Raw genomic sequence first — 25,991 nt, 5'->3', positions numbered from 1 at the left:
CAGGCAATGAGCAGGAAAATTATGGTGGTCACCGCCGCGTACGGCGCGGATCGGGTGCGAGAGGCGGGCGGACAACGAGCGATGCTGCCCGTGATTGCCGCCGCAGGTGCCGACGGGGTGGAGATCCGCCGCGAACTGTTCACCAGCGAGGAGCTACAGACGCTGCCCGCGCTGGGCGAATCCATCGAACTGCTGGGCCTGCTGGCCTGCTACTCCGCCCCTGCCCCTCTGTTTACCACAGACGGCAAGCTCAATCCGGACCTGTCACGCTATCTGGCGGAAGCCAGCACCCTCAGCGCCCTGTGGCTCAAGGTCTCTCTCGGTCATTTTCAGGATAAACAGCCGCTTGACGCCCTTCGCGCTTTGCTGAATGAAAGCGGCATGGCGCTGGTGGTGGAAAACGATCAGACCGACTGCGGCCAGCTCGCCCCGATGCAGCGCTTCAAGGCGGCCTGCCGGGTGATGTCCCTGCCGATCACGCTGACCTTTGATATGGGCAACTGGCTGTGGGTCGGCGATTCGCCGGAAGAGGCCGCGCGTCATCTGGCACCTGCCGTCAGCTATATCCACGTCAAAGCCGCCGTCGCGTACAACGCACAGTTTCGTGCCGTTGCGCCGGATAACGCCGACGCCCGCTGGCTGGCGCTGCTCGATCGGCTGCCTTCCGATGCGCCGCGCGGTATCGAATTCCCGCTGGAGGGGGCGGATTTAACCGCCGTCACCCGTCATTACGTCAACCTGCTGCGCGAGGAGTAAATCATGCATAAGACGCTGGATGTAATCACTATCGGCGAAGCCATGGCGATGTTTGTTGCTACCGAAACGGGCGAGCTGAGCGCGGTCGAGAGCTTTATCAAACGCGTGGCGGGCGCAGAGCTGAACGTCGCGACGGGCCTGGCGCGTCTGGGCCTGAACGTGGGCTGGGTGAGCCGCGTGGGCGACGACAGCTTCGGCCATTTCGTTCTGGATTCACTGAAAAAAGAGGGGATAGATGCCGCGGGCGTGACGCTCGACGGGCGCTTCCCGACCGGCTTCCAGCTGAAATCTAAGGTGGAAAATGGAACCGATCCCACCGTGGAGTATTTCCGCAAAGGCTCTGCCGCAAGCCATCTTTCGGTAGACGATTTTGACGCCCGCTACTTCGGCTCTGCGCGACATATTCACCTGAGCGGCGTCGCCGCCGCGCTGTCTGCCAGCTCGTACGATTTACTGGATCACGCCGCCTCGGCGATGAAGGCGCAGGGCAAGACGATCTCGTTCGATCCAAATCTGCGCCCGGTGCTGTGGAAAAGCGAAGCGGAGATGGTCGAAAAACTTAACCGTCTGGCGTTTCAGGCCGACTGGGTGCTGCCGGGAGTCAAAGAAGGGATGATCCTCACGGGTGAAAAGACGCCGGAGGGGATTGCCGATTTCTACCTGAATCAAGGGGTTAAAGCCGTGGTGCTGAAAACCGGCGCCGACGGCGCCTGGTTTAAAACCGCCAGCGGCGAGCAGGGCGCGGTGGCGGCGGTTAAGGTCGATAACGTGGTCGATACCGTTGGCGCAGGCGATGGATTCGCCGTCGGCGTGATCAGCGCCCTGCTGGAAGGAAAAACGCTGCAACAGGCCGTAGCGCGGGGCAACAGGATTGGCTCGCTGGCAATCCAGGTGCAGGGCGACAGCGAAGGATTACCCACTCGCGCGCAGCTCGACGAATAGATCCGAGGGGGTAATCACCTCCACAACAGAGGCAAGCCTATGAACAGTTCGACCAATGCAGTAAAACGCTGGTGGTACATCATGCCAATCGTGTTTATCACGTACAGCCTGGCGTACCTCGATCGTGCCAACTTCAGTTTCGCGTCCGCCGCGGGGATCACCGAAGATCTTGGTATCACTAAAGGTATCTCTTCCCTGCTCGGCGCCCTCTTCTTCCTCGGCTACTTCTTCTTCCAGATCCCCGGTGCGATCTACGCCGAGCGCCGCAGCGTGCGTAAGCTTATCTTCATCTGCCTGATTTTGTGGGGCGGCTGCGCGTCGCTGACCGGGGTGGTGAACAATATCCCGGCGCTGGCGGCCATCCGCTTTATCCTCGGCGTGGTCGAGGCGGCGGTTATGCCCGCGATGCTGATCTACATCAGCAACTGGTTTACCAAATCCGAACGCTCTCGTGCCAATACCTTCCTGATCCTCGGCAATCCGGTCACGGTGCTGTGGATGTCGGTAGTGTCCGGCTACCTGATCCAGTCCTTTGGCTGGCGCGAAATGTTTATCATCGAAGGCGTCCCGGCGGTAATTTGGGCGTTCTGCTGGTGGGTGCTGGTGAAAGATAAGCCGGCCCAGGCGAAATGGCTTTCCGAAGACGAAAAAGCGGCGTTGCAGGCGCAGCTCGATAAAGAACAGCAGGGGCTGAAGGCGGTGCGTAACTACGGCGAAGCGTTCCGCTCGCGTAACGTGATCCTGCTGTGCGCCCAGTATTTTACCTGGAGCATTGGCGTGTATGGCTTCGTGCTGTGGCTGCCGTCGATTATCCGCAGCGGCGGGGAAAACCTCGGCATGGTGCAGGTTGGCTGGCTGTCGTCCGTACCTTATCTGGCGGCAACCATTGCCATGATTATCTGCTCATGGGCGTCGGACAAACTCCAGAACCGTAAGCTCTTCGTCTGGCCATTGCTGCTGATTGCCGCCTTTGCATTTATCGGCTCGTGGGCGGTTGGTGCAAACCATTTCTGGGTTTCATACACACTGCTGGTGATTGCCGGTGCGGCTATGTACGCCCCGTATGGCCCGTTCTTCGCCATTATCCCGGAGATGCTGCCGCGTAACGTGGCGGGCGGCGCGATGGCGCTGATCAACAGCATGGGCGCGCTCGGCTCCTTCTTTGGCTCCTGGTTTGTGGGCTATCTGAACGGCGCAACCGGCAGCCCGTCCGCGTCGTACATATTTATGGGGGTAGCACTTTTTGCCTCAGTGTGGCTTACTCTGATTGTTAAGCCTGCTAATAATCAACAGCTGCCCGTCGGCGCACGACACGCCTGAACCTTTTGAAAATCAACGGAGATTAGCATGAAGCCGTCCGTCATTTTGTATAAAGCACTGCCTGAAGATCTGCAAAAGCGCCTGGAAGAGCACTTCACCGTGACGCAGGTGAAAAACCTTAATCCGGAGACCGTCGCGCAGCACGCAGAGGCATTCGCCAGCGCCGAAGGGCTGCTGGGTTCAAGCGAGAAAGTGGATGCCACACTGCTGGAGAAAATGCCGAAGCTTCGCGCGACTTCTACTATCTCCGTGGGTTATGACAACTTCGACGTCGAAGCCCTGAACGCGCGCCACGTTCTGCTGATGCATACGCCGTATGCCCTGACGGAGACCGTGGCCGATACGCTGATGGCGCTGGTGCTCAGCACCGCGCGTCGGGTAGTGGAAGTGGCCGAGCGCGTGAAAGCGGGCGAATGGACGAAGAGCATCGGCCCGGACTGGTTTGGTGTCGACGTTCACGGCAAAACGCTGGGGATTGTCGGGATGGGCCGTATCGGGCTGGCGCTGGCGCAGCGCGCGCACTTCGGCTTCAACATGCCGATCCTCTACAACGCGCGTCGCCATCACACTGAAGCGGAAGAGCGCTTTAACGCGCGCTACTGCGAACTGGATACGCTGCTTCAGGAAGCCGATTACGTCTGTCTGATCCTGCCGTTAACGGATGAAACCCATCACCTGATAGGCAAAGCGGAATTTGCGAAGATGAAGAAATCGGCCATTTTCATCAATGCTGGTCGTGGCCCGGTGGTGGATGAACAGGCGCTGATTGACGCATTGCAAAACGGTGAGATTCACGCCGCCGGTCTGGACGTGTTTGAGCAAGAGCCGCTGCCGACCAGCTCGCCGCTGCTGACAATGCCTAACGTAGTTGCCCTGCCGCACATCGGTTCGGCAACGCATGAAACCCGCTACAACATGGCGGCCACCGCCGTGGATAACCTGATTGCTGCGCTCAGCGGAAAGGTGGAGAAGAACTGCGTGAATCCGCAGATCCAAAAGTAGAAACGAAAAAACCCGCCAGAAGGCGGGTTTTTGAATTTTGTGCTACTGGGTTGGAAGCTTACAGGCTTACAACGTTACCAGCTGCTGGGCCTTTAGCGCCGCTTTCGATGGTGAAGGAAACTTTCTGACCTTCATCCAGAGATTTGTAGCCATCGTTCTGGATAGCAGAGAAGTGTACGAACACGTCTTTTGAGCCATCGTCAGGAGTGATGAAGCCGAAACCTTTATCAGCGTTGAACCATTTTACCAGACCAGTCATTTTACCAGACATAGAAATTACCTTATTAACAAATATAGTGTGCCTTCCGGCGCAGATGGGTTGCGTTACAGAATTAAGCGATGAAGGAAGGGTCACAACGAAGGGTATCTATGGATAACAATCTGGACTGCTTTACTAAACTGCTTTAGGTCTGTGTAACAAACCGACGAGATAGTTATACCTATGTGGTAGATGAATGACAAGCGTTATTTTCATTACTTATAAAAAACCCCGCATCGAGCGGGGCTGTTTTCTTACTCGGTCGCGGCGACTGCCGCACTCCACGCCTGGCTAAACGCCTGGTGCTGCGAAGCGAGCGGACCAATCAACGCGTTATACTGGCTGGCCTGCTGTGACGTCGGGAACTGGATACCGTTAGAGACAAAGCTCACCTGCGTACCCTGCTGCGTAATGTATTCACCCACCTGCACCAGCTGCTGCGTGAAAATCTGCGCTGCCGGGATCAGCGGCTGCAAGGCATCAGCGGGTTTGGTCACCACTTTCTCATACGCCTTGTCGAACACAGGTTTCAGATCGTCGCCCTGCTTCAGCGCGGAGCGAGAAGCATCAGCCTGCATTTTAGCGTTCTGCAACTGCTGGCTCAGCACGCCCAACGCACCGTTAGACTGGCGCAGCGGTTCGCTCTGCGTCATGTAATCCTGAGGTACGCGGATGGCGTTAACGCTATCCAAAACAGGACGCAGACCGGAGTCCATCGCCTGACTTACCTGCTGTGAATAACCATACAGAATGGCGTAATCAGAAACGAAAGGACCAAACTGTTTTTTCTGATCCGCAGTCAGGGTTGGCAAACGTTCGCCACTGCGCATCACCGTATTCTGAAGAAAATCGATAAACGCTTTGCGCTGATCGCCTTCTTTATCGAAACACCCACTCAGGCTAAAAATCACCAATAACGCCGCAATAGGCGCAAACCAGCGAGAGCAGGACTTTCCTGTCGCCATTTTATTACTCCTTTCACCCAAAAAAGCGCACACCGGCACACGCGTGCCCGACGGTGACAAGGATAGTCCAGGTCAGGCTTGCAAGATACTCTTTTCATGCAAAACGGCTATTGCCGTTTTATTTCTGACTTTTTACAAAAAAATACGTAGCGAAGCCGATATATGGTTAATCAGCGCATTAGCATAACTATCCATATTGCTGAAACGCGTAAAGCGATCGTTACCGCACAATTAGTTACATCCGTGACGATCCTGAGTTTGCATTAAAGACTATTCTTAAGTGGCTCTAAGAGGTTCTTGATCCCTGTGTGATTTAAGAGGAGTTCTCAATGGAATATAAAGATCCTGAGTTTGAGCTGCTGAGCAGCCTGGAACAGATTATTTTTAAAGATGTACCCCAGACGGTTATGTTGTCGCAAAAGTCCAATCCCTTTACAGAATTTGAGCAATTGCGCAAAGGGTCGGGATTGAAAAATGATGAATTCGCCAGAGCAATGGGTGTCAGCGTGGCAATGGTGCTGGAGTGGGAATCTAAACGCGAAAAACCCACGCCCGCCGAGCTAAAGCTGATGCGCCTGATTCAGGCCAACCCGGCACTCAGCAAGCAGATTGCCTGATAGTAGTAGACCGCCCCCGCCCTTGCGGGGGCTTGTGTTTTAAAGGGGCTTACAGCACCACCCCGCTTCCTGCCACACCAGCTCATGCGTCAGTTTTAACCCGTCGAGAAATGCCTCATCGTGCGACACCACCAGCAGCGCGCCGGGAAAATCCGCCATCGCCGCTTCAATCGCCTGAACGGATGCCAGATCGAGATGGTTCGTGGGTTCATCCAAAAGCAGCAGCTGCGCCGCCTCTTCGCGCCAAAGCACGCAGGCCAGTGCCGCCTTCAGCCGCTCGCCGCCGCTCAACTCCCCTAACGGCAACGTCACTTTATCCGCGCCCAGCTGGAGCTGCGCCAGCCGGGTACGCAGCACTCCCTCATCCAGCGGCGTGTTGCCGAGGTTAAGGTGCGCCATCACCGATAACGACAGATCGAGCCGGGACACGTGCTGATCGAGATAGGCACATCTCACCGACAGGCGGCAGGTTCCAGAAACGGGCGTAACGACGCCGAGGATCGCTTTTAACAATGTCGATTTCCCGCAGCCGTTTGGCCCGCGCAGCGCCACCCGCATCGGCCCGTCCATTCGCCAGCTCATTGGCGAAATATCCAGATGTGGTAGCCGCAGCGCTTCCAGCACCAGCACCTGTTTGCCTTCGGCGATCTGGCTTCCCGGCAGGGTAAACATCACCGGATTATCCTCTTCAACCCGCTCGCGGGCCCTGCTGACCGCGGCATTCAGGGCATCGTTTTGATCGCTGTGCTGCTTGCGCCAGGAGCCAATGCGCTCTTTGGCCGCACCTTTGTATTTGACGCGCTCAAACGAGGCGATATTAAGACTATCCACGGTGCGCAGCGTTTGTGCCGAACGCCGCTGGCTGTCGTCATGCTCTTTTTTGATGCGCGCGCGGGTGCGTTTCCGCTCGGTGGCGGCGTGCTCAAGCGCGGCGCGGGCGGCTTGCTGCTCGGCATCGCGCTGTCGCTGATAGTCCGCGTAATTGCCGCCGTAAACGCGCAGGCCAGAAGGGTTGAGTTCTAAAATGCGCGGCACCTGCGCCAGTAATTCCCGGTCATGGGAGGCGACCAGCACGCCGCCGCTAAAGCGCGCCAGCTCGGCGTAAAACCACGCCCGCCCCTCCCTGTCGAGGTGGTTAGTCGGCTCGTCCAGCAGCAGGAAGTCCGCGCCTGCGCTAAATGCGCCGCACAGCAGGGCGCGAACGCGCTCGCCGCCGCTGAGCGTCGATGCAGGCCTGTCGGGATCAAACGCCGGGAGATGCGCATGGATAAACGCATCGCCCAGCCGCTCGGCGAGATCCCAGTAACCGTCGAGAAGCTCAATATCCTCAGGCCGGTAATCACCGCTGTCGATGCGCCTGCGCGCGGCAAAGAGGGCGTCATAGCCCAGCAGTTCAGCCAGCGTGGTGTGCGGAGAAATATCCTGCTGCTGCGCGACGTAGACCCGTGTTCCGAAACGTTCAATATGCCCGCTTGCCGGTTCATCCAGCCCTGCCAGCAGGCGCAGCAGACGCGTCTTGCCGCTGCCGTTGCGACCCACAAGGGCGGACAGTGAGGATTCAATCGAGAGATCCAGCGGACCAAAAAGGGTATCGCCCGTCGCAAACTGACAGGTGACCTGATGCAAAATAAAAGAAGGGGGCTGCGCAAAATGAGCCATAAGCACTCCTGAATGAAATCAAAACATCCCCTGCTGACGCGATAGCGTTTAGCAAGGATCGAAATTCATCAGTCGTGTTTGTTCATTTCGGGTATGCGCTCCAGAGAGGAAGATTTAACGGGGGTCAGGATAACGGTAATTTATTGACCATTTCAAGGTTAATTTTTCGGCTCACGGCTATAAAAAAACCCGCCGAAGCGGGTTTTTAACGCAAAACAGTCGTTACTGAAGCAGCGAAATATCCGCCACGCGCAGGAACAGCTCGCGCAGTTTTTCGAGCATAGACAGACGGTTAACACGCAGCTCTTTGTCTTCCACGTTGACCATCACTTTCTCGAAGAAGGCGTCGATCACGTCGCGCAGTTCAGCCAGCTCCACCAGCGCTTCCTGGTAGCGGCCTTCCGCGAAATATGGCTCCAGCTTGTCGCGCAGCACCACAACCTGCATCGCCAGCGCAATCTCTTCTGGCTCTTTCAGGGTCGCAGCGTTTACGCGCTCGTTCAGGTTTTCGTCGGACTTCGCCAGGATGTTGGAAACACGCTTGTTGGCCGCAGCCAGGGCAGATGCCGCTTCCAGCGTACGGAAGTGGGACACGGCCTTCATGCGCGCATCAAAATCAGCCGGACGGGTCGGACGACGCGCCAGTACCGCCTGGATGGTGTCGACGGTGTAACCTTCGTCCTGATACCAGGCGCGGAAGCGGCCAAGCATGAAGTCGATAACGTCGTCTACGACTTTCGCGTTGGTCAGCTTGTCGCCGTACAGACGCACCGCTTCTTCGGTCAGGGTTTGCAGATCGAGGTTCAGGTTCTTCTCAACGATGATACGCAACACGCCGAGCGCGGCACGACGCAGCGCAAACGGGTCTTTGTCGCCTTTCGGATGCTGACCGATGCCGAAGATACCCGCCAGGGTGTCCATTTTGTCCGCAATCGCAACTGCACAAGCAACCGGGTTAGACGGCAGATCGTCACCGGCAAAGCGTGGCTGATACTGCTCGTTCAGGGCAACGGCTACATCTTCCGCTTCGCCATCGTGACGCGCGTAGTGCATGCCCATGACGCCCTGGGTGTCGGTAAATTCAAACACCATGTTGGTCATCAGGTCGCATTTTGACAGCAGGCCCGCGCGGGTCGCGTGGTTCACGTCTGCACCGATTTCGCGGGCGATCCATCCGGACAGCTCAGCGATACGGTCGGTTTTGTCGCGCAGCGTACCCAGCTGCTGCTGGAACAGCACGGTTTGCAGGCGCGGCAGGTTATCTTCCAGACGCTTTTTACGGTCGGTATTAAAGAAGAACTCAGCATCCGCCAGACGTGGACGAACCACTTTCTCGTTACCGGAGATAATCTGGATCGGATCTTTGGATTCAATGTTCGCCACGAAGATGAAGTTTGGCAGCAGTTTGCCGTCGTTAGCGTAGACCGGGAAGTACTTCTGGTCACCCTTCATGGTGTGAACCAGCGCTTCAGCCGGAACAGCCAGGAACTTCTCTTCGAACTTCGCGGTCAGCACAACCGGCCATTCCACCAGCGACGTAACCTCTTCCAGCAGGCTTTCGCTCAGGTCAGCGTTACCGCCAATCTGACGCGCGGCTTCTTCGGCATCGGCTTTGATTTTCGCTTTACGCTGTTCGTAATCGGCAATGACTTTACCGCGCTCCAGCAGGATCTGCGGATACTGATCGGCATTGTCGATGGTGAACTCTGGCTCGCCCATAAAGCGGTGGCCGCGGATCACGCGATCGGACGCTACGCCCAGAATGGTGGCAGGAATAACGGTATCGCCCAACAGCAGGGTCACGGTATGAACCGGACGCACGAAGTGAACGTCAGACGCGCCCCAGCGCATCAGTTTTGGAATTGGCAGCTTAGCCAGCGAGGTCGCAATCATGTTTGGCAGCAGCGCTTCTGCGCTTTCGCCTTTCACATGGGCGCGATACAGCAGCCACTCGCCTTTATCGGTGGTCAGACGCTCGGCCTGGTCAACGGTGATACCGCAGCCACGCGCCCAGCCTTCTGCCGCTTTGCTTGGTTTGCCTTCGGCGTCGAACGCCTGGGCAATAGCAGGACCACGCTTTTCAACTTCGCGATCCGGCTGAGCGGACGCCAGGCTTGCCACTTTCAGCGCCAGACGACGCGGAGCCGCAAACCATTCAATTTTACCATGCGCCAGGCCAGCGTTATCCAGCTCGGCGGTCACGTTCGCAGCAAAAGATTCAGCCAGGCTGCGCAGGGCTTTTGGTGGCAGCTCTTCGGTGCCAATTTCCACCAGGAAAGTTTTCTCAGACATGGCCGCCTCTTATTTGTTTCGGTTGCACATCGGGAAGCCAAGGGCTTCACGGGACGCGTAGTATGCTTCTGCAACGGCTTTGGTCAGGGTGCGAATACGCAGGATGTAGCGCTGACGTTCAGTCACGGAGATAGCTTTGCGGGCGTCCAGCAGGTTGAAGCTGTGGGCGGCCTTCAGAATACGCTCATAGGCAGGCAGCGGCAGCGGAGTTTCCAGCGCCAGCAGCTGCTGCGCTTCTTTCTCGTACTGCTCGAAGCAGGTGAACAGGAAGTCCACGTCCGCGTATTCGAAGTTATAGGTGGATTGCTCCACTTCGTTCTGATGGAACACGTCGCCGTAGGTGGTTTTACCCAGCGGGCCGTCGCTCCAGACCAGGTCGTAAACGCTGTCTACGCCCTGAATGTACATAGCCAGACGTTCCAGACCGTAGGTGATTTCACCCGTGATCGGCTTACATTCCAGACCGCCAACCTGCTGGAAGTAGGTGAACTGCGTCACTTCCATGCCGTTCAGCCACACTTCCCAGCCCAGACCCCAGGCACCCAGCGTTGGGTTTTCCCAGTTATCTTCCACGAAACGAATGTCGTGAATGGTCGGATCCATACCCAGCTCTTTCAGTGACCCGAGGTACAGCTCCTGAATGTTGTCCGGGGAAGGCTTAATGACCACCTGGAACTGATAGTAGTGCTGCAAACGGTTCGGGTTTTCGCCGTAACGGCCATCGGTAGGACGGCGGGAAGGCTGCACATATGCGGTTGCCATTGGCTCTGGGCCTAATGCGCGCAGGCTGGTCATCGGGTGTGAGGTGCCTGCGCCAACTTCCATGTCCAAAGGTTGAACAATGGTGCAGCCCTGGCGAGCCCAGTAATCCTGTAAGGTCAGGATCAGGCCCTGGAAGGTCTTGGTATCAAACTTTTGCATAGTATTTCGTGCTGGATACGTGTGGTTTTAATGGAAGCGATCAGTATACCCGCTGGCTGCAAGATATACAGTACGAAACGGGGTTGTTTAGGGAAAATTGGGGAAATAAGCCGTTAAGCCAGAACGCGTTGGCGCTATGGCTGATGAATATCCGCGCAGATCAGCGCATGGAGAGGTGTAAAAACTGGCCGTCCGCATCAAAAGAGCAGACAAAGCCCTCTTTACGCGACGTATGCCCCCGCAGCTCGTAGCTTCCCTGGAAGCGCTCGAAGTCGGTGACGTCGATTTTTTTCGCGCCCGTGTTATAGCGGTAGGCCGCTTTATCCTTGCACTGCTGCTCCATATTCAGGGAGCGTTCCGGGCTCACTTTCCCGGTCTGCGCTTTCTGCACAGGGACATCTTGTGATTGACTGCATCCTGCAAGCACCATCAGCAGAAACAGTGACGCCACGCGCTTCATCATCATTTTTATTACCGGCCTGGTCTGTGGCTGTTATTTTTAGTATCAACACTTTTATAGATTAAGGTTAAGCATTCTGCGAATCTCGCGCCCCGCGTACAAGCCTGGGGTATAAAAGTCAGAATTTTCCAAGGGAAGGCTTAGGCATTCTGAAAGTCACACTCTTTTTGCAAGGAATAAAGAGGAACTGATGCAGTCAAAAATTAGCTGGATTGATAATCTGCGAGGCATAGCGTGTCTGATGGTGGTGATGATCCACACGACCACCTGGTATGTCACCAATGCCCACAGCATCAGCCAGGTTAACTGGGATATCGCCAATATTTTGAATTCCGCGTCGCGGGTGAGCGTGCCGTTATTCTTTATGATTTCCGGCTTTCTCTTTTTTGGCGAACGCAGCGCCCAGCCCAGACATTTCGCTCGTATTGCATCATGCCTGCTTTTTTATAGCGCCGTGGCGCTGCTCTATATCACGCTGTTCACCTCTATTAACGCCGGGCTTTCGCTGAAAAACGTGCTGCAAAAGCCGGTCTTTTATCATCTGTGGTTCTTCTTCGCCATTATCGTTATCTATCTGGTTTCACCGCTGATCCAGGTAAAACAGGTCGGCTGGAAAATGCTGCTGGCGCTGATGGTGGTGATTGGCATCGTGGCAAACCCCAATACCCTGTCGCAGAAAATTGACGGAGTTGAGTGGCTGCCCGTCAACCTCTACATCAACGGCGATACCTTTTACTACGTGCTGTACGGCATGTTGGGACGTGCGCTGGGGATGATGGACACGCAAAAGCGCGGGCTGAGCTGGCTGTGCGGGGGGATCTTCATTCTGAGCGTGGTGATTATTTCGCGCGGCACGCTGTATGAGCTGCAATGGCGCGGCAACTTTGCCGATACCTGGTATCTCTACTGCGGCCCGATGGTCTTTATCTGCGCGGTTTCCCTGCTGACGCTCGCGAAAAACACGCTTAATGCGCGCCCTCTCCCGGTTCTGGGTTTAATCTCACGGCATTCGCTCGGGATCTACGGCTTTCACGCGCTGATTATCCACGCCCTTCGCACGCGCGGCGTGGAGCTAAGAAGCTGGCCGCTGCTGGATATCATCTGGATCTTTTCCGCGACCCTGCTGGCGAGTTTGCTGTTATCCATGCTGCTGCAAAAAATCGATACGCGCAGATTCGTCAGTTAAGTGCTTGCCGGTGTGCAAATAAAGCCATCAGTCCGTAGGCCGGGTAAGGCGAAGCCGCCACCCGGCGCAGTTTCAGGACATCAAAGGTAAAAGCTGCTGATAAATTTTACGGAACACATCACGACGTTCGGCATAACGCGCGTGTTTTTTCGCATCCGGAATGTGCTGCTGTTCAAGCGGCAGCTGGGGCAAAAGTTGCGCCAGCGGTTTACCCGGATTCATTGCAATCTGCGCCAGACGCGCCGCACCCAGCGCTGGCCCGACGTCTCCGCCCGTGCGGTAATCAAGCTGTAGCCCGCTGATATCCGCAAGCATCTGCCGCCAGTAGCCGCTGCGCGCCCCGCCGCCGATCAGGGTTATGCTGGTCGGCTTCAGGCCGCAGTCGTGAACCACGTCCATGCCGTCCGCCAGCGCATAACCGACGCCCTCCAGCACCGCGCGAGCCAGCTCCGCCGGGCCATGCTGATGCGTTAAGCCAAAAAAGACGCCTTTGGCTTCGGGGTTGTTATGCGGCGTACGTTCACCGGACAGATAGGGCAAGAACCAGACTGCCCCGGCGTTGTCATCCGCCTGCTGCGCGGCGGCGATCAGCGCCGGAACATCGCTCATACCCGTCAGTTTTGCCGCCCAGTCCAGACACGATGCGGCACTGAGCATCACGGACATCAGGTGCCATTTCCCCGGCAACGCGTGACAGAAGCTGTGAACCGCATTTTCCGGGTTGCTGCGATAACCATCGCTAACGGCAAAATAGACGCCAGAGGTGCCCAGCGAGAGCATCGCCTGCCCTGCATCCACCATGCCCACGCCGACCGCGCCAGCCGCGTTATCGCCACCGCCCGCCACCACCGGTACGGCAGGCATATTCCAGCTTTCCGCTACCGACGCCTTAAGCGAGCCGGTGATGTCACTGCCTTCAAACAGGTCAGGCATATGACCGCGCGTCAGCTGACAGGCATCGAGCATCGCCTCGCTCCAGTCACGCTTCGCCACGTCGAGCCACATGGTCCCCGCGGCGTCTGACATATCGCTGGCAAACTCGCCCGTCATGCGAAAACGCAGGTAATCTTTCGGCAGCAGCACCTTCGCCACCTGGCGGAACACCTCGGGTTCGTGGCGCTGTACCCATAACAGTTTGGGCGCGGTAAACCCGGGCATCATCAGGTTGCCGGTGATTTCGCGGGAGGTGGGTACGCGTTCTTCAAGGATGGCGCACTCTTCACCGCAGCGGCCGTCGTTCCAGAGGATAGCCGGACGCAAAACGCGATGCTCGCTGTCGAGCAGCGTTGCGCCGTGCATTTGCCCGGCAATGCCGAGCGCTTTGACGTCCCGCAGGCTGTGCTGTTGCCCGAGGGCTTTGATTGCGCGGTCCGTCGCCTGCCACCACTGCTCCGGGTCCTGTTCTGACCACAGGGGATGCGGGCGTGAAACCTGCAACTTTTCAGTCTGTGTCGCCAGCACCTCGCCCTGCTCGCTCAGCAGAATGGCTTTCACACCCGATGTGCCAAGATCGATCCCGATATACATATAGTGGATTCCTTAACTGAACATGCCCGGTCGCGCGCAGCGAGCCGGGCCTACAGGCTGTTATTTATCGAACAGATAGTGATTCACGAGGTTTTCCAGCAGCTCCTGATGACCGCTCTGATGCTGCGGTGCCAGACTGTGTTGTTCAGCGTACTTCGCGATGTCGGCGAGCGACAGCTGCCCTTTCAAAATCTGCTGACCCAGCTCGCTGTTCCAGCCGCCGTAACGCTTCGCCACGCGCTTATCCAGCTCACCGTCTTCAATCATACGAGCCGCCACCTTCAGCGCCAGCGCCATGGTGTCCATCGCGCCGATATGGCCGTAGAACAGGTCATATTTATCGGTGCTCTGACGGCGTACTTTGGCGTCAAAGTTCAGGCCACCGGTAGTAAAGCCGCCCGCTTTGATGATTTCGTACATCACCAGCGCATTCTCTTCAACGCTGATTGGGAACTGGTCGGTATCCCATCCCAGCTGCGGATCGCCACGGTTGGCATCCACAGAGCCGAAGATGCCGAGCGCAATCGCTGAGGCAATTTCGTGGTGGAACGAGTGTCCCGCCAGGGTCGCGTGGTTCGCTTCGATGTTCACTTTGATCTCTTTTTCCAGACCAAACTGCTTCAGGAAGCCGTAAACGGTCGCGACGTCATAATCGTACTGATGTTTGGTTGGCTCCTGCGGTTTTGGCTCAATCAGCAGCGTGCCACGGAAACCGATTTTGTGCTTATGGTCGACGACCATCTGCATGAAGCGGCCAATCTGTTCACGCTCCTGGCGCAGATCGGTATTCAGCAGGGTTTCGTAACCTTCACGACCGCCCCACAGCACGTAGTTTTCGCCCCCAAGCTGGTGCGTGGCGTTCATGGCGGTAACCACCTGCGTGGCGGCCCAGCTAAAGACTTCCGGATCCGGGTTGGTTGCCGCCCCTGCGCCGTAGCGCGGGTTGGTAAAGCAGTTCGCGGTGCCCCACAGCAGCTTCACGCCGCTCTGCTGCTGTTTTTCTGCCAGCACGTCGACCATTTGCGCGAAGTTGTTCAGATACTCTTTCAGCGACGCGCCTTCCGGAGACACGTCAACGTCATGGAAGCAGTAATACGGCACATTCAGCTTGTGGAAGAATTCAAACGCCACATCGGCTTTGCGCTTCGCCAGCTCAAGGGCCTCGCCAGGCTGCTGCCACGGGCGATCGAACGAGCCAACGCCGAACATATCGGCACCATTCCAGCAGAAGGTGTGCCAGTAACAGGCAGCGAAGCGCAGATGATCTTCCATGCGCTTACCCAGCACCAGCTCATCCGGGTTGTAGTGACGAAATGCTAAAGGATTGGTGGATTTCGGGCCTTCGTAACGAACACGATCGAGTTGGTCGAAATAAGCTTGCATATTGAGCTCCATAATCAAGGGATGCGGCGAGTAGTCGATACTGGAGTAATAGTGAATACACATTCGCAGTTGCTCAATTACGTTATTTCACACTGCTATTGAGAGAATGCACAACTGTGCGCTGGCTCGCAAAATAATGCGCACGCAAACTATTTTTCGGCGTGCATTCCAGATTTCCGTGTAATTAATAAGTTACGCATTTTAAAATCCGATCGCGGTCATAAATTCAGAAATAAACCAAATATCGTAATGAGAAGATAAAAATCTGTAATTGCCAGCCAGCCATTCCACGTTAAAAATTTGCTACGTCTACAGCAGTGAATGTTTCTTTTATCTCGGCAACACATCACCTACAACAAGGCCTCATCATTATGAAGATAAAGAATCTGTCCCTTACTCTCTGCACTACTCTCCTGCTTGCCAGCTTTGCCGGACACGCGAAAGAGGTCAAAATCGGCATGGCCATTGACGATTTGCGTCTGGAGCGCTGGCAAAAAGATCGCGATATTTTTGTGAAAAAAGCGGAATCACTCGGCGCTCAGGTGTTTGTTCAGTCGGCTAACGGCAACGAAGAAACGCAAATGTCGCAAATCGAGAATATGATCAACCGTGGCGTTGATGTGCTGGTCATTATCCCTTACAACGGGCAGGTGTTAAGTAACGTTGTTAAAGAAGCGAAACAAGAGGGAATAAAAGTATTAGCCTATGACCGCATGATAAATAATGCGGATATCGATTTTTATATTTCTTTCGATAATGAAAAAGTAGGCGAATTACAGGCTAAAAGCCTGGTCGACAAAGTGCCTCAGGGGAATTATTTCCTGATGGGCGGTTCGCCGGTGGATAACAACGCCAAACTGTTCCGCGAAGGACAAATGAAAGTCCTTAAGCCGTATATTGATAGCGGCAAAATTAAAGTCGTTGGCGATCAGTGGGCCGATGGCTGGCTTCCTGAAAATGCGCTGAAAATTATGGAAAACGCCTTAACCGCCAATAACAACAAAATTGACGCCGTTGTGGCTTCCAACGATGCCACCGCAGGCGGCGCGATTCAGGCACTCAGCGCACAGGGTTTGGCCGGGAAAGTGGCGATTTCTGGTCAGGACGCCGATCTCGCGGGCGTGAAACGCATTATTGCGGGCACCCAAACCATGACCGTTTATAAACCGATTACCGAGCTGGCCAATACGGCGGCGGAAATTGCCGTTGAGCTGGGTAATGGTCAGCAACCTAAAGCCGACACTAGCCTGAATAACGGGCTGAAAGATGTGCCGTCCCGCCTGCTTACGCCTATCGAAGTCAATAAAGAGAATATTGACGCCACCGTAGTTAAAGACGGTTTCCACAAAAAGAGCGAACTGTAATCCCGCGCTGCCCCTGCTTAGCGGGGGCGCATCGATTTGTACTGTTCTGACTTCGGGTTACGTGGAGCAGTTATGCCTTATTTACTAGAAATGAAAAGCATCACCAAAGCCTTTGGCGCGGTGAAAGCCGTCGATAACGTCAGCCTGCGCCTGAACGCGGGGGAAGTTGTCTCGCTGTGCGGCGAGAACGGCTCGGGGAAATCAACGCTGATGAAAGTGCTGTGCGGGATCTACCCTCACGGCAGCTACGACGGCGAAATTGTCTTTGCCGGAGAGGTGATTGAGGCCACGCATATTCGCGATACCGAACGCAAAGGCATCGCCATTATCCACCAGGAGCTGGCGCTGGTTAAGCATCTTACCGTGCTGGAAAACATCTTTCTCGGGGCGGAAATCTCACGCCACGGCGTGCTGGACTACGACACCATGACCCTGCGCTGTGAAAAGCTGCTGGCGCAGGTGAGCCTCGCCATTTCACCGGATACGCGCGTCGGGGACTTAGGGCTGGGCCAGCAGCAGCTGGTGGAGATTGCCAAAGCGCTGAACAAACAGGTGCGGCTGTTGATCCTCGATGAACCGACGGCGTCGCTCACCGAGCAGGAAACTGCGGTACTGCTCAATATCATCCGCGACCTGCAAAACCACGGCATTGCCTGCATCTATATCTCGCACAAGCTCAACGAGGTGAAGGCCATTTCAGACACCATCTGCGTGATCCGCGACGGGCAACACATCGGCACCCGCGACGCGCAGGGAATGAGCGAAGACGACATCATCACCATGATGGTCGGTCGCGAGCTGACGGCGCTCTACCCGAACGAGCCCCACGCGATTGGCGATGAGGTGCTGCGCGTTGAAAACCTTACCGCCTGGCACCCTGTTAACCGCCACATCAAGCGGGTGAATAACGTTTCCTTCTCGCTGCATCGCGGGGAGATCCTCGGTATTGCGGGGCTGGTCGGTGCCGGGCGTACCGAGGCCGTACAGTGCCTGTTTGGCGTCTGGCCCGGACGCTGGGAAGGGAAGATTTATATCGACGGGCAGCAGGTACAGATCGATAACTGTCAGCAGGCCATTGCGCAGGGTATTGCGATGGTCCCCGAAGATCGTAAAAAAGACGGCATCGTGCCGGTGATGGCGGTGGGTAAAAACATTACGCTCGCCGCGCTTAACCAGTTTTCAGGCCCGCTTAGCAGCCTGGACGATGCCGCCGAGCAGCAGTGCATCCTCCAGTCGCTTGCCCGCCTGAAGGTCAAAACGTCCTCCCCGGAGCTGGCGATTGGGCGTCTGAGCGGCGGGAATCAGCAAAAGGCGATTCTGGCACGCTGCCTGCTGCTTAATCCACGCATCCTGATCCTGGACGAACCCACGCGCGGGATCGATATCGGCGCGAAATACGAAATCTACAAGCTGATTAATCAGCTTGTGCAGCAGGGGATTGCCGTCATTGTCATCTCATCTGAATTACCCGAAGTGCTGGGGCTGAGCGACCGCGTGCTGGTTATGCATGAAGGAAAACTGAAAGCCAATCTGATGAACCAGAGCCTGACGCAGGAGCAGGTGATGGAAGCCGCATTAAGGAGCGAACGCCATGTCGAAAACCAATCCGTCTGATCTCAAAGTCGCCGTTCCGACGCCAGGCGCGTTCGCGGGGCTGAAAGCGTTAAATCTGCAAGTGTTTGTCATGATCGCCGCCATCATCGTCATCATGCTCTTTTTCACCTGGATGACCGACGGCTCCTATCTGAGCGCGCGAAACGTTTCCAACCTGCTGCGTCAGACGGCGATCACCGGCATCCTGGCCGTGGGCATGGTGTTTGTCATTATCTCTGCGGAAATCGACCTGTCCGTTGGCTCGATGATGGGCCTGCTTGGCGGCGTGGCGGCCATTTTCGACGTCTGGCTTGGCTGGCCGCTGCCGCTCACCGTGGCGGTTACATTGGTGCTGGGGCTGGTGCTGGGTGCCTGGAACGGATGGTGGGTCGCCTATCGCAAGGTGCCGTCGTTTATCGTGACGCTCGCCGGGATGCTGGCCTTCCGCGGCATTTTGATTGGCATCACCAACGGTACTACCGTGTCGCCCACCAGCGCGTCCATGTCGCAGATTGGGCAAAGCTACCTCTCAGATGGCTTAGGCTTTACGTTTGGCGTTATCGGCCTGATGGCGTTTATTGGCTGGCAGTGGCGCGGGCGGATGCGTCGTCAGGCGCTGGGGCTGGCCTCTGCGCCGTCGACCTCGGTGGTGGGGCGTCAGTCCCTGACGGCGGTGATCGTGCTGGGGGCCATCTGGCTGCTGAACGATTACCGTGGCGTTCCGACTCCCGTCCTGCTGTTAGCGCTTCTGCTACTGGCAGGGATGTTTATGGCCACGCGCACCGCGTTTGGTCGTCGCATTTATGCGATCGGCGGCAATCTGGAGGCGGCGCGCTTATCCGGGATCAACGTGGAGCGCACCAAGCTCGCCGTGTTCGCCATCAACGGCCTGATGGTCGCTATTGCCGGGCTTATCCTCAGCTCGCGCTTAGGAGCGGGTTCACCGTCTGCCGGTAACATCGCCGAGCTGGACGCTATCGCGGCCTGTGTAATCGGTGGAACCAGCCTCGCCGGCGGCGTGGGCAGCGTCGCGGGCGCAGTAATGGGCGCATTTATTATGGCTTCGCTGGATAACGGGATGAGTATGATGGACGTCCCGACCTTTTGGCAGTATATCGTCAAGGGGGCCATTCTGCTGCTGGCAGTCTGGATGGACTCCGCAACCAAGCGACGAGCCTGATAACTGCACTGTGACTGATTTGGGAAAGTAAGCCATGTTTGAGAAGCGTCACCGCATTACGTTGTTATTCAATGCCAATAAAGCCTATGACCGCCAGGTGGTCGAAGGCGTGGGTGAATATTTGCAGGCGTCGCAATCGGAGTGGGACATCTTCATCGAAGAGGATTTTCGCGCCCGGATTGAAAATATCAAAGACTGGCTGGGCGATGGGGTGATCGCTGACTACGATGACCCCATCATCGAGAAATTGCTGACCGACGTCGACGTCCCGATTGTGGGCGTCGGCGGCTCTTACCATGCACCGGAGAACTATCCGCCGGTTCACTACATCGCGACCGATAACCACGCGCTGGTTGAAAGCGCCTTTTTGCATTTAAAAGAGAAAGGCGTGCACCGCTTCGCCTATTACGGCCTGCCCGCCAGCAGCGGTAAACGCTGGGCGGTGGAGCGTGAATACGCGTTTTGCCAGCTGGTCGCGCAGGAGAAGTATCGCGGCGTGGTGTATCAGGGGCTGGAAACCGCGCCGGAGAACTGGCAACACGCGCAAAACCGCCTGGCGGACTGGCTGCAAACGCTGCCGCCCCAGACCGGGATTATCGCCGTCACGGACGCGCGTGCCCGCCACGTCTTGCAGGTTTGCGAGCATTTGCATATTCCCGTTCCGGAGAAGCTGTGCGTCATCGGCATTGATAACGAAGAGCTGACTCGCTACCTCTCCCGCGTGGCGCTGTCATCCGTGGCTCAGGGAACGCGTCAGATGGGCTATCAGGCCGCGAAGCTTCTGCATCGACTGCTGGATAACGAAGCCCTGCCGCTCCAGCGTCTGCTGGTCCCTCCGGTTCGCGTGGTGGAGCGTCGCTCTACCGACTACCGCTCGCTTAACGACCCGGCGGTGATCCAGGCGATGCACTACATCCGCAATCACGCCTGCAAGGGGATTAAGGTCGATCAGGTGCTGGATTCGGTGGGGATTTCTCGCTCCAATCTGGAGAAACGCTTCAAGGAAGAGGTGGGCGAGACTATTCATGCGGTCATTCACGCAGAAAAGCTGGAGAAGGCGCGAAGCCTGCTGGTTTCGACGTCGCTGTCGATCAATGAAATTTCACAGATGTGCGGCTACCCGTCACTGCAATATTTCTATTCGGTATTCAAGAAAGAGTATGACACCACGCCGAAAGAGTATCGGGAGCGTCACAGCGAAGTGCTGATGTAACCGGCGTCAGAAAAGAAAACGCCTTCCAGTGGAAGGCGTTTTTTGAAGATTACATATGGGCGGCGATTAAGCGCTGGTTATCCTGATACATCGCGAACAGATAGTTGTTATAGCTCTGTCCCAGCGTGGAATACCCTTTCAGCTTGTGGATCATCGTACTTGCCGTCACTTCCTGATCCGCTTTACGCAGCTGCGCGCGTGATTTACGGAACGATTTGTAAGCCGGGTGCGTATTCAGATTCACCACGTAGGCGTTCACGGAATCTTTAACAGATTCAAACTGCGAGTAGCCTTTCACCTTGCCAGGCGCGTTGGTGCAACGACCTTTGGCACACTTCATACCAAAAAGATTGTTATTGTTGCGCGCCAGTTTCGACGTGCCCCAGCCGCTTTCGGCTGCGGCCATGGTCGCTACCATGCTGCCCGGAATAATATCCACGCGTTCAAGCAGCGAATTCCACGGCACACGACGGGTGTTGCCGTTCCAGCTGACTTTGTAGCGTTTTGCGATATCTTTCAGGCGCGTACGTTCAGATGGCGACCAGCGGCTGTCGTACTGCTTTGAAATAAGCCAGTTACGATCCGCAGTAATCGCTGAATTTTGACTTGTAATATAAGGCATTACCGTCCGGAGAAACGCTTTTTTCCTTGGTGTCCCGGAAGGGTATTTTCGCAAATCAGGAAGTGAACTGCTCTTTGCACTATTGCGAGAATACTCTTGTTTACTGCTAACCTTACTTTTACTTGCCGTCTTTATAACGTGGGCTTTGTGACTCGATGTATCTGTGTGCGTTTTTGCAAGCAGCTCACCTGAAAACGACACGGTGAGTAACATGAGTATCGTAGCCCCAACTCGTCGTATGGGAGTCGATATCATTAGGTCTCCTGGTCGGATTTAAACATTCCAACACCTTATTTTTTGAAAAATTTGAGAGCGGAATCTCAAATCATATCAAAAATAGACTTTCTGAGCACGTAAAGAAATAGTCCATTTCCGAAACTATGTCACCTGAAAGTTGCTCACTAAAGCATCATTTCTGAAAATTTGTGTGCGTTCTCGCAGATAACTCCTTAATTTTGAGCGGGATCACTCATCCTTTCGCATCAGCCCTGAAGAACGCGTCGGAGGAGGAGTTTCTTGTCTCCACCCGGTGGCAAACTGGTTAAAAATGCCGCGACAGGAAGATGGAATGAAACGTACCGCATTAGCTTTACTGGCGTTGCCTGCACTGGCGCACGCAGGCTGGTCATCACCGGGTTTTAACGCGTTTACCGCCGAAGGCACCGGGGTCTTCATCAGCCAGGCAAAGCTTGCGAAGGGTACTCGTCCCCTCACGTTAAGTTTTGACAACGCGTGCTGGCAGCCGACGGGCGCGATCAAACTTAACGAAATGCTGTCGCTGAAGCCTTGCGAAGGCACGCCGCCGCAGTGGCGTCTGTTCCGCGAGGGCGATTACCAGATGCGTATCGATACGCGCTCCGGCACGCCCACCCTGATGCTGTCGGTGCAAAGCGCGGCAGACAAACCGGTCGCGAACGTTGTTCGTCAGTGCCCGACATGGGACGGAAAACCGCTCACCCTTGATGTCAGCAGTACCTTCCCGGAAGGCAGCGTGGTGCGCGATTTCTACAGCAAACAGACCGCCACCGTGCAGCAGGGCAAAATCACCCTTCAGCCTGCCGCCAACAGCAACGGCCTGCTGCTGCTGGAACGCGCCGAAACCGACAAACCCGCCCCGTTCAGCTGGCAAAACGCCACGGTCTACTTCGTATTAACCGATCGCTACGTGAATGGCGATCCGACCAACGACAACAGCTATGGCCGTCATAAAGACGGGATGCAGGAGATTGGCACCTTCCACGGCGGCGATCTCAAAGGGCTGACCGGCAAGCTCGATTATCTTCAGCAGCTGGGCGTTAACGCGCTGTGGATAAGCTCGCCGCTGGAGCAGATCCACGGCTGGGTAGGCGGTGGGACGAAGGGGGATTTCCCTCACTACGCCTATCACGGCTATTACACGCAGGACTGGACAACGCTTGATGCCAACATGGGCACCGAGGACGATTTACGCCAGCTGGTTGATGAGGCCCACAAGCGCGGCATTCGCATCCTGTTTGACGTGGTCATGAATCACGTGGGTTACGCCACGCTCGCGGATATGCAGGAATTCCAGTTCGGCGCCTTATACCTTAAGGGCGACGAGCTGAAAAAGACGCTCGGCGAGCGCTGGACCGACTGGAAGCCGGGCGCGGGCCAGAGCTGGCATAGCTTTAACGACTACATTAACTTCAGCGATAAAGCGGCCTGGGACAAATGGTGGGGCAAGAACTGGATCCGCACCGACATCGGTGATTACGACAATCCCGGCTTTGACGATTTGACCATGTCGCTGGCGTTTTTACCGGATCTGAAAACGGAGTCCACCGTGGCGTCTGGCCTGCCCAATTTTTACCAGCACAAGCCGGACACCCGCGCCAAAGCGACGTCAGGCTATACGCCTCGCGACTATCTGACGCACTGGCTGAGCCAGTGGGTGCGTGATTACGGCATCGACGGTTTTCGGGTTGATACCGCTAAACACGTCGAACTTCCCGCGTGGCAGCAGTTAAAAGAGCAGGCGACCGCGGCGCTCAGCGCGTGGAAAGCGGCAAACCCCGATAAAAAGCTCGATGACGCGCCGTTCTGGATGACCGGCGAATCCTGGGGTCACGGCGTGATGCAAAGCGATTATTATCGCCACGGCTTTGATGCGATGATCAACTTTGACTATCAGGAACAGGCGGCAAAAGCGATAGATTGTCTGGCGGATATGGATTTGACCTGGCAGCAGATGGCGGAAAAACTGCAAAGCTTCAACGTCCTGAGCTATCTCTCGTCGCACGATACGCGCCTGTTCCGTGAAGGCGGGCAGCGCGCCGCCGAGTTGCTGCTGCTGGCTCCGGGCAGCGTGCAGATCTATTACGGCGATGAATCAGCGCGCCCGTTTGGCCCGACCGGCTCAGACCCGCTTCAGGGGACGCGCTCGGACATGAACTGGCAGGACGTGACGGGCAAACAGGCAATGACCGTCGCCCACTGGCAGGTCCTCGGGCAGTTCCGCGCCCGACACCCTGCAATTGGCGAAGGCAAGCAAACCACGCTCTCGCTGAAAGAGGGATACGGGTTTGTGCGCGAGCATAAGGGCGATAAGGCAATGGTGGTGTGGGCGGGGAATCAATAGCCCCCCTCACCCTACCCCTCTCCCCAGGGGAGAGGGGATTGCACGGCGCGGTCTTTCACCAGAATAATCCACTACCTAATCAAAATCCCACCGCATAAAACAACAAACCCATCCGCATCTCTCGATTTGCACCAGCACGATGCTAGCGTTATGGTTAGCCACTTTCAAAATAAGCTCAATAGATCACCTGCTATGACGTTTTCACTTTTCGGCGACAAATTTACCCGCCATTCAGGCATCACACGCCTGATGGAAGATCTTAACGACGGGCTGCGCACACCGGGCGCTATCATGCTTGGCGGCGGAAATCCGGCGCAAATTCCTCAGATGAATACGTATTTCCAGACGCTGCTGGCGGACATGCTGGAAAACGGTAAAGCCACCGATGCGCTTTGCAACTACGATGGCCCTCAGGGGAAAACCGAGCTGCTGTCGCTGCTGGCAAACATGCTGCGTGATGAGCTGGGTTGGGATATCGAACCACAGAATATTGCGCTGACAAACGGCAGCCAGAGCGCATTTTTCTACTTGTTTAACCTCTTTGCAGGACGCCGTGCCGACGGCAGCACCAAAAAAGTGCTGTTCCCGCTGGCGCCGGAGTACATTGGCTATGCCGATTCCGGCCTCGAAGAAGACCTGTTTGTCTCGGCGCGCCCGAACATCGAGCTGCTGCCGGAAGGCCAGTTCAAGTATCACGTCGATTTTGAACATCTGCACATTGGCGAAGAGACCGGCATGATCTGCGTGTCGCGCCCGACCAACCCGACCGGAAACGTTATCACCGACGATGAGCTGATGAAGCTGGATGCGCTGGCAAACCAGCATGATATCCCGCTGGTGATCGATAATGCCTACGGCGTGCCCTTCCCGGGCATTATCTTCAGCGAGGCCCGCCCGCTGTGGAACCCGAACATCGTGCTGTGCATGAGCCTTTCCAAGCTGGGCCTGCCGGGTAGCCGCTGCGGCATTATCGTCGCAAATGAAAAAATCATCCGCGCCATCACCAATATGAACGGTATTATCAGCCTCTCCCCTGGCGGGATCGGCCCGGCGATGATGTGCGAAATGATTAAACGCAACGACCTGCTGCGTCTGTCTAATAATGTGATCAAGCCGTTCTACTACCAGCGCGTTCAGGACACGATTGCGATCATTCGCCGCTATTTACCGGAAGAACGCTGCCTGATCCACAAACCCGAAGGGGCGATTTTCCTCTGGCTGTGGTTTAAAGATCTGCCGATTACCACCGAACTGCTCTACCAGCGCCTGAAAAAACGCGGCGTCCTGATGGTGCCGGGGGATTACTTCTTCCCGGGCCTCGACAAGCCGTGGCCGCACACGCACCAGTGTATGCGCATGAACTACGTGCCCGATCCGGAAAAAATCGAAGCCGGTGTGAAAATTCTGGCCGAGGAGATTGAACTGGCCTGGCGCGAAGAGGGTTAAGCGGGCACTACGCCAGATTTCGCAGACGTTCGCTGCGTAATCTGGCGGGATCGACACAGCTCAGCGCATGAGTCGGGCAGGCGGCAACGCAGGCCGGCCCCTCATCGCGGTGCGAGCATAAATCACATTTCAGCGCCTGCGCGCGCTGCGCAACCATCGTCACCTGCATCGCCCCAAACGGGCACGCCACCATACAGCTTTTACAGCCGATACAGCGCGCCTGCTCCACCCGCCAGACGCCAGACTGCTGACGAATGGCCTGCGTGGGACAGATATTCGCGCAGGGCGCATCTTCACACTGGTGGCAGGCTACCGCCGTAGTATATGCCCCGCCTTTCATCACCTTGATGCGCGATGAAAACCCGCCGGTACGGTCCTGAGTTTCCTGATGCGACACCGCGCAGGCCACTTCGCAGGTACGACAGCCAATACACTTCGCCGAATCAGCAATAATAAATCGGTTCATCCCTTCACCCCGCCCGCGTGTTGAAAAAGGCAGAGTGCCAGATAGATGCGCGCCAGCGCTTTGATCGGACACGGGAAACCCGCATGATTTGTGTGAATTGCCGCCCTGTCTGGCGGTTTGCCTGAAGCGTAACGCGAAGATGGGTTTTACCGGGGATATGCACTAGCAGATAACCAGGCCGGGTAAGGCAGCGCCGCCACCCGGCAAAGAAGGCTGCCC

The 25,991-nt window shown here is 56.3% G+C and carries 22 protein-coding genes; 12 read left to right on the top strand and 10 right to left on the bottom strand.

What is annotated here, in order from left to right:
- The first annotated feature begins 6 nt into the window (after positions 1–6).
- The 4 genes from ACSVHP_RS12060 to ghrB are packed head-to-tail and all read left to right on the top strand — an operon-like array spanning position 7 to position 4,020.
- Entirely contained in the window at positions 7–756 is a 750-nt protein-coding gene (locus ACSVHP_RS12060) for a sugar phosphate isomerase/epimerase family protein (protein WP_447552033.1), read from the top strand.
- A 3-nt stretch (positions 757–759) separates the two neighbouring features.
- Positions 760–1,698, top strand: a complete 939-nt coding sequence (locus ACSVHP_RS12055) for a sugar kinase (protein WP_447552032.1) — start codon at positions 760–762, stop codon at positions 1,696–1,698.
- Positions 1,699–1,737: 39 nt separating this feature from the next.
- The gene (locus ACSVHP_RS12050) at positions 1,738–3,018 is read left to right on the top strand and encodes an MFS transporter (RefSeq protein WP_417314494.1); all 1,281 of its coding nucleotides are present in this window, start codon (positions 1,738–1,740) and stop codon (positions 3,016–3,018) included.
- Between the two features lie 27 nt (positions 3,019–3,045).
- Positions 3,046–4,020, top strand: coding sequence for a glyoxylate/hydroxypyruvate reductase GhrB (gene ghrB, locus ACSVHP_RS12045; protein ID WP_447552031.1), 975 nt, complete (start codon positions 3,046–3,048; stop codon positions 4,018–4,020).
- Positions 4,021–4,078: 58 nt separating this feature from the next.
- Here the strand turns inward: ghrB and cspE are convergent, their stop codons facing one another.
- A complete protein-coding gene (gene cspE / locus ACSVHP_RS12040) occupies positions 4,079–4,291 on the bottom strand; it encodes a transcription antiterminator/RNA stability regulator CspE (RefSeq protein WP_032615822.1) in 213 nt (70 codons plus the stop codon).
- A 242-nt stretch (positions 4,292–4,533) separates the two neighbouring features.
- Positions 4,534–5,244: a DUF3053 domain-containing protein gene (locus ACSVHP_RS12035; protein ID WP_234674023.1), complete on the bottom strand. Its 711-nt coding sequence runs from the start codon at positions 5,242–5,244 to the stop codon at positions 4,534–4,536.
- Positions 5,245–5,573: 329 nt separating this feature from the next.
- On the opposite strand from ACSVHP_RS12035, the gene ACSVHP_RS12030 reads away from it, so the two are divergent.
- Positions 5,574–5,861 (top strand): HTH-type transcriptional regulator, encoded by a 288-nt coding sequence (locus ACSVHP_RS12030; RefSeq protein ID WP_234674022.1) that lies wholly within the window; start codon positions 5,574–5,576, stop codon positions 5,859–5,861.
- Between the two features lie 39 nt (positions 5,862–5,900).
- Here the strand turns inward: ACSVHP_RS12030 and ACSVHP_RS12025 are convergent, their stop codons facing one another.
- The 4 genes from ACSVHP_RS12025 to ACSVHP_RS12010 all read right to left on the bottom strand — a co-directional run bounded on the left by ACSVHP_RS12025 (position 5,901) and on the right by ACSVHP_RS12010 (position 11,199).
- Entirely contained in the window at positions 5,901–7,520 is a 1,620-nt protein-coding gene (locus ACSVHP_RS12025; RefSeq protein WP_447552030.1) for an ABC-F family ATP-binding cassette domain-containing protein, read from the bottom strand.
- 222 nt (positions 7,521–7,742) lie between these two features.
- Positions 7,743–9,812 carry a glycine--tRNA ligase subunit beta gene (gene glyS / locus ACSVHP_RS12020; RefSeq protein WP_447552029.1) on the bottom strand — a complete coding sequence of 690 codons (2,070 nt, stop codon included), beginning with the start codon at positions 9,810–9,812 and terminating at the stop codon, positions 7,743–7,745.
- 9 nt (positions 9,813–9,821) lie between these two features.
- Positions 9,822–10,733 carry a glycine--tRNA ligase subunit alpha gene (gene glyQ, locus ACSVHP_RS12015; RefSeq protein ID WP_003860141.1) on the bottom strand — a complete coding sequence of 304 codons (912 nt, stop codon included), beginning with the start codon at positions 10,731–10,733 and terminating at the stop codon, positions 9,822–9,824.
- 160 nt (positions 10,734–10,893) lie between these two features.
- Positions 10,894–11,199 carry a YsaB family lipoprotein gene (locus tag ACSVHP_RS12010; RefSeq protein ID WP_234674019.1) on the bottom strand — a complete coding sequence of 102 codons (306 nt, stop codon included), beginning with the start codon at positions 11,197–11,199 and terminating at the stop codon, positions 10,894–10,896.
- A gap of 184 nt (positions 11,200–11,383) precedes the next feature.
- Between ACSVHP_RS12010 and ACSVHP_RS12005 the strand changes: the two genes are divergently transcribed.
- Positions 11,384–12,379, top strand: a complete 996-nt coding sequence (locus tag ACSVHP_RS12005; RefSeq protein ID WP_447552028.1) for an acyltransferase — start codon at positions 11,384–11,386, stop codon at positions 12,377–12,379.
- A 72-nt stretch (positions 12,380–12,451) separates the two neighbouring features.
- Here the strand turns inward: ACSVHP_RS12005 and xylB are convergent, their stop codons facing one another.
- A complete protein-coding gene (gene xylB / locus ACSVHP_RS12000) occupies positions 12,452–13,906 on the bottom strand; it encodes a xylulokinase (RefSeq protein WP_447552027.1) in 1,455 nt (484 codons plus the stop codon).
- Positions 13,907–13,966: 60 nt separating this feature from the next.
- On the bottom strand, positions 13,967–15,289 hold the full coding sequence (gene xylA / locus ACSVHP_RS11995; protein WP_417314508.1) for a xylose isomerase: 1,323 nt from the start codon (positions 15,287–15,289) through the stop codon (positions 13,967–13,969).
- A gap of 371 nt (positions 15,290–15,660) precedes the next feature.
- On the opposite strand from xylA, the gene xylF reads away from it, so the two are divergent.
- The 4 genes from xylF to xylR all read left to right on the top strand — a co-directional run bounded on the left by xylF (position 15,661) and on the right by xylR (position 20,639).
- Positions 15,661–16,653, top strand: coding sequence for a D-xylose ABC transporter substrate-binding protein (gene xylF / locus ACSVHP_RS11990; RefSeq protein ID WP_447552026.1), 993 nt, complete (start codon positions 15,661–15,663; stop codon positions 16,651–16,653).
- Between the two features lie 72 nt (positions 16,654–16,725).
- Complete coding sequence (locus tag ACSVHP_RS11985; RefSeq protein ID WP_417314511.1) at positions 16,726–18,267, top strand: xylose ABC transporter ATP-binding protein; 1,542 nt, start codon at positions 16,726–16,728, stop codon at positions 18,265–18,267.
- Positions 18,245–19,426: a xylose ABC transporter permease XylH gene (gene xylH / locus ACSVHP_RS11980; protein ID WP_234674013.1), complete on the top strand. Its 1,182-nt coding sequence runs from the start codon at positions 18,245–18,247 to the stop codon at positions 19,424–19,426. Before ACSVHP_RS11985 ends, xylH begins: the two co-directional genes overlap by 23 nt.
- Before the next feature lie 34 nt (positions 19,427–19,460).
- Positions 19,461–20,639 (top strand): D-xylose utilization transcriptional activator XylR, encoded by a 1,179-nt coding sequence (gene xylR / locus ACSVHP_RS11975; RefSeq protein WP_417314512.1) that lies wholly within the window; start codon positions 19,461–19,463, stop codon positions 20,637–20,639.
- Positions 20,640–20,688: 49 nt separating this feature from the next.
- Here xylR and ACSVHP_RS11970 read toward each other — a convergent pair whose 3' ends face one another.
- Positions 20,689–21,516 carry a protein bax gene (locus ACSVHP_RS11970; protein WP_417314514.1) on the bottom strand — a complete coding sequence of 276 codons (828 nt, stop codon included), beginning with the start codon at positions 21,514–21,516 and terminating at the stop codon, positions 20,689–20,691.
- A 313-nt stretch (positions 21,517–21,829) separates the two neighbouring features.
- Here ACSVHP_RS11970 and ACSVHP_RS11965 point away from each other — a divergent pair, with 313 nt between their 5' ends.
- Together ACSVHP_RS11965 and avtA are read left to right on the top strand one after the other, a co-directional pair.
- Positions 21,830–23,860, top strand: a complete 2,031-nt coding sequence (locus ACSVHP_RS11965) for an alpha-amylase (RefSeq protein WP_447552025.1) — start codon at positions 21,830–21,832, stop codon at positions 23,858–23,860.
- A 192-nt stretch (positions 23,861–24,052) separates the two neighbouring features.
- Positions 24,053–25,306 carry a valine--pyruvate transaminase gene (gene avtA, locus ACSVHP_RS11960; RefSeq protein ID WP_447552024.1) on the top strand — a complete coding sequence of 418 codons (1,254 nt, stop codon included), beginning with the start codon at positions 24,053–24,055 and terminating at the stop codon, positions 25,304–25,306.
- A 7-nt stretch (positions 25,307–25,313) separates the two neighbouring features.
- Here the strand turns inward: avtA and ACSVHP_RS11955 are convergent, their stop codons facing one another.
- On the bottom strand, positions 25,314–25,772 hold the full coding sequence (locus tag ACSVHP_RS11955) for a 4Fe-4S dicluster domain-containing protein (protein WP_447552023.1): 459 nt from the start codon (positions 25,770–25,772) through the stop codon (positions 25,314–25,316).
- Positions 25,773–25,991 lie beyond the last annotated feature (219 nt).

It is taken from the genome of Enterobacter sp. 186315 (assembly GCF_053290175.1).
Note: the sequence above shows the minus strand (reverse complement) of the source record. Positions and strands in the feature narration are given on the sequence as shown.

What these genes read in the sequence shown, in the direction of transcription:
- xylH (WP_234674013.1), top strand. Translation starts at nt 18,245, where the DNA reads ATGTCGAAAACCAATCCGTCTGATCTCAAAGTCGCCGTTCCGACGCCA.
- glyQ (WP_003860141.1), bottom strand. Translation starts at nt 10,733, where the DNA reads ATGCAAAAGTTTGATACCAAGACCTTCCAGGGCCTGATCCTGACCTTA.
- avtA (WP_447552024.1), top strand. Translation starts at nt 24,053, where the DNA reads ATGACGTTTTCACTTTTCGGCGACAAATTTACCCGCCATTCAGGCATC.
- ACSVHP_RS12035 (WP_234674023.1), bottom strand. Translation starts at nt 5,244, where the DNA reads ATGGCGACAGGAAAGTCCTGCTCTCGCTGGTTTGCGCCTATTGCGGCG.
- ACSVHP_RS11970 (WP_417314514.1), bottom strand. Translation starts at nt 21,516, where the DNA reads ATGATATCGACTCCCATACGACGAGTTGGGGCTACGATACTCATGTTA.
- ghrB (WP_447552031.1), top strand. Translation starts at nt 3,046, where the DNA reads ATGAAGCCGTCCGTCATTTTGTATAAAGCACTGCCTGAAGATCTGCAA.
- xylB (WP_447552027.1), bottom strand. Translation starts at nt 13,906, where the DNA reads ATGTATATCGGGATCGATCTTGGCACATCGGGTGTGAAAGCCATTCTG.
- xylA (WP_417314508.1), bottom strand. Translation starts at nt 15,289, where the DNA reads ATGCAAGCTTATTTCGACCAACTCGATCGTGTTCGTTACGAAGGCCCG.
- ACSVHP_RS12025 (WP_447552030.1), bottom strand. Translation starts at nt 7,520, where the DNA reads ATGGCTCATTTTGCGCAGCCCCCTTCTTTTATTTTGCATCAGGTCACC.
- ACSVHP_RS12050 (WP_417314494.1), top strand. Translation starts at nt 1,738, where the DNA reads ATGAACAGTTCGACCAATGCAGTAAAACGCTGGTGGTACATCATGCCA.
- cspE (WP_032615822.1), bottom strand. Translation starts at nt 4,291, where the DNA reads ATGTCTGGTAAAATGACTGGTCTGGTAAAATGGTTCAACGCTGATAAA.
- ACSVHP_RS12030 (WP_234674022.1), top strand. Translation starts at nt 5,574, where the DNA reads ATGGAATATAAAGATCCTGAGTTTGAGCTGCTGAGCAGCCTGGAACAG.
- ACSVHP_RS11985 (WP_417314511.1), top strand. Translation starts at nt 16,726, where the DNA reads ATGCCTTATTTACTAGAAATGAAAAGCATCACCAAAGCCTTTGGCGCG.
- xylF (WP_447552026.1), top strand. Translation starts at nt 15,661, where the DNA reads ATGAAGATAAAGAATCTGTCCCTTACTCTCTGCACTACTCTCCTGCTT.
- ACSVHP_RS12060 (WP_447552033.1), top strand. Translation starts at nt 7, where the DNA reads ATGAGCAGGAAAATTATGGTGGTCACCGCCGCGTACGGCGCGGATCGG.
- ACSVHP_RS12010 (WP_234674019.1), bottom strand. Translation starts at nt 11,199, where the DNA reads ATGATGATGAAGCGCGTGGCGTCACTGTTTCTGCTGATGGTGCTTGCA.
- glyS (WP_447552029.1), bottom strand. Translation starts at nt 9,812, where the DNA reads ATGTCTGAGAAAACTTTCCTGGTGGAAATTGGCACCGAAGAGCTGCCA.
- ACSVHP_RS11965 (WP_447552025.1), top strand. Translation starts at nt 21,830, where the DNA reads ATGAAACGTACCGCATTAGCTTTACTGGCGTTGCCTGCACTGGCGCAC.
- ACSVHP_RS11955 (WP_447552023.1), bottom strand. Translation starts at nt 25,772, where the DNA reads ATGAACCGATTTATTATTGCTGATTCGGCGAAGTGTATTGGCTGTCGT.
- ACSVHP_RS12055 (WP_447552032.1), top strand. Translation starts at nt 760, where the DNA reads ATGCATAAGACGCTGGATGTAATCACTATCGGCGAAGCCATGGCGATG.
- ACSVHP_RS12005 (WP_447552028.1), top strand. Translation starts at nt 11,384, where the DNA reads ATGCAGTCAAAAATTAGCTGGATTGATAATCTGCGAGGCATAGCGTGT.
- xylR (WP_417314512.1), top strand. Translation starts at nt 19,461, where the DNA reads ATGTTTGAGAAGCGTCACCGCATTACGTTGTTATTCAATGCCAATAAA.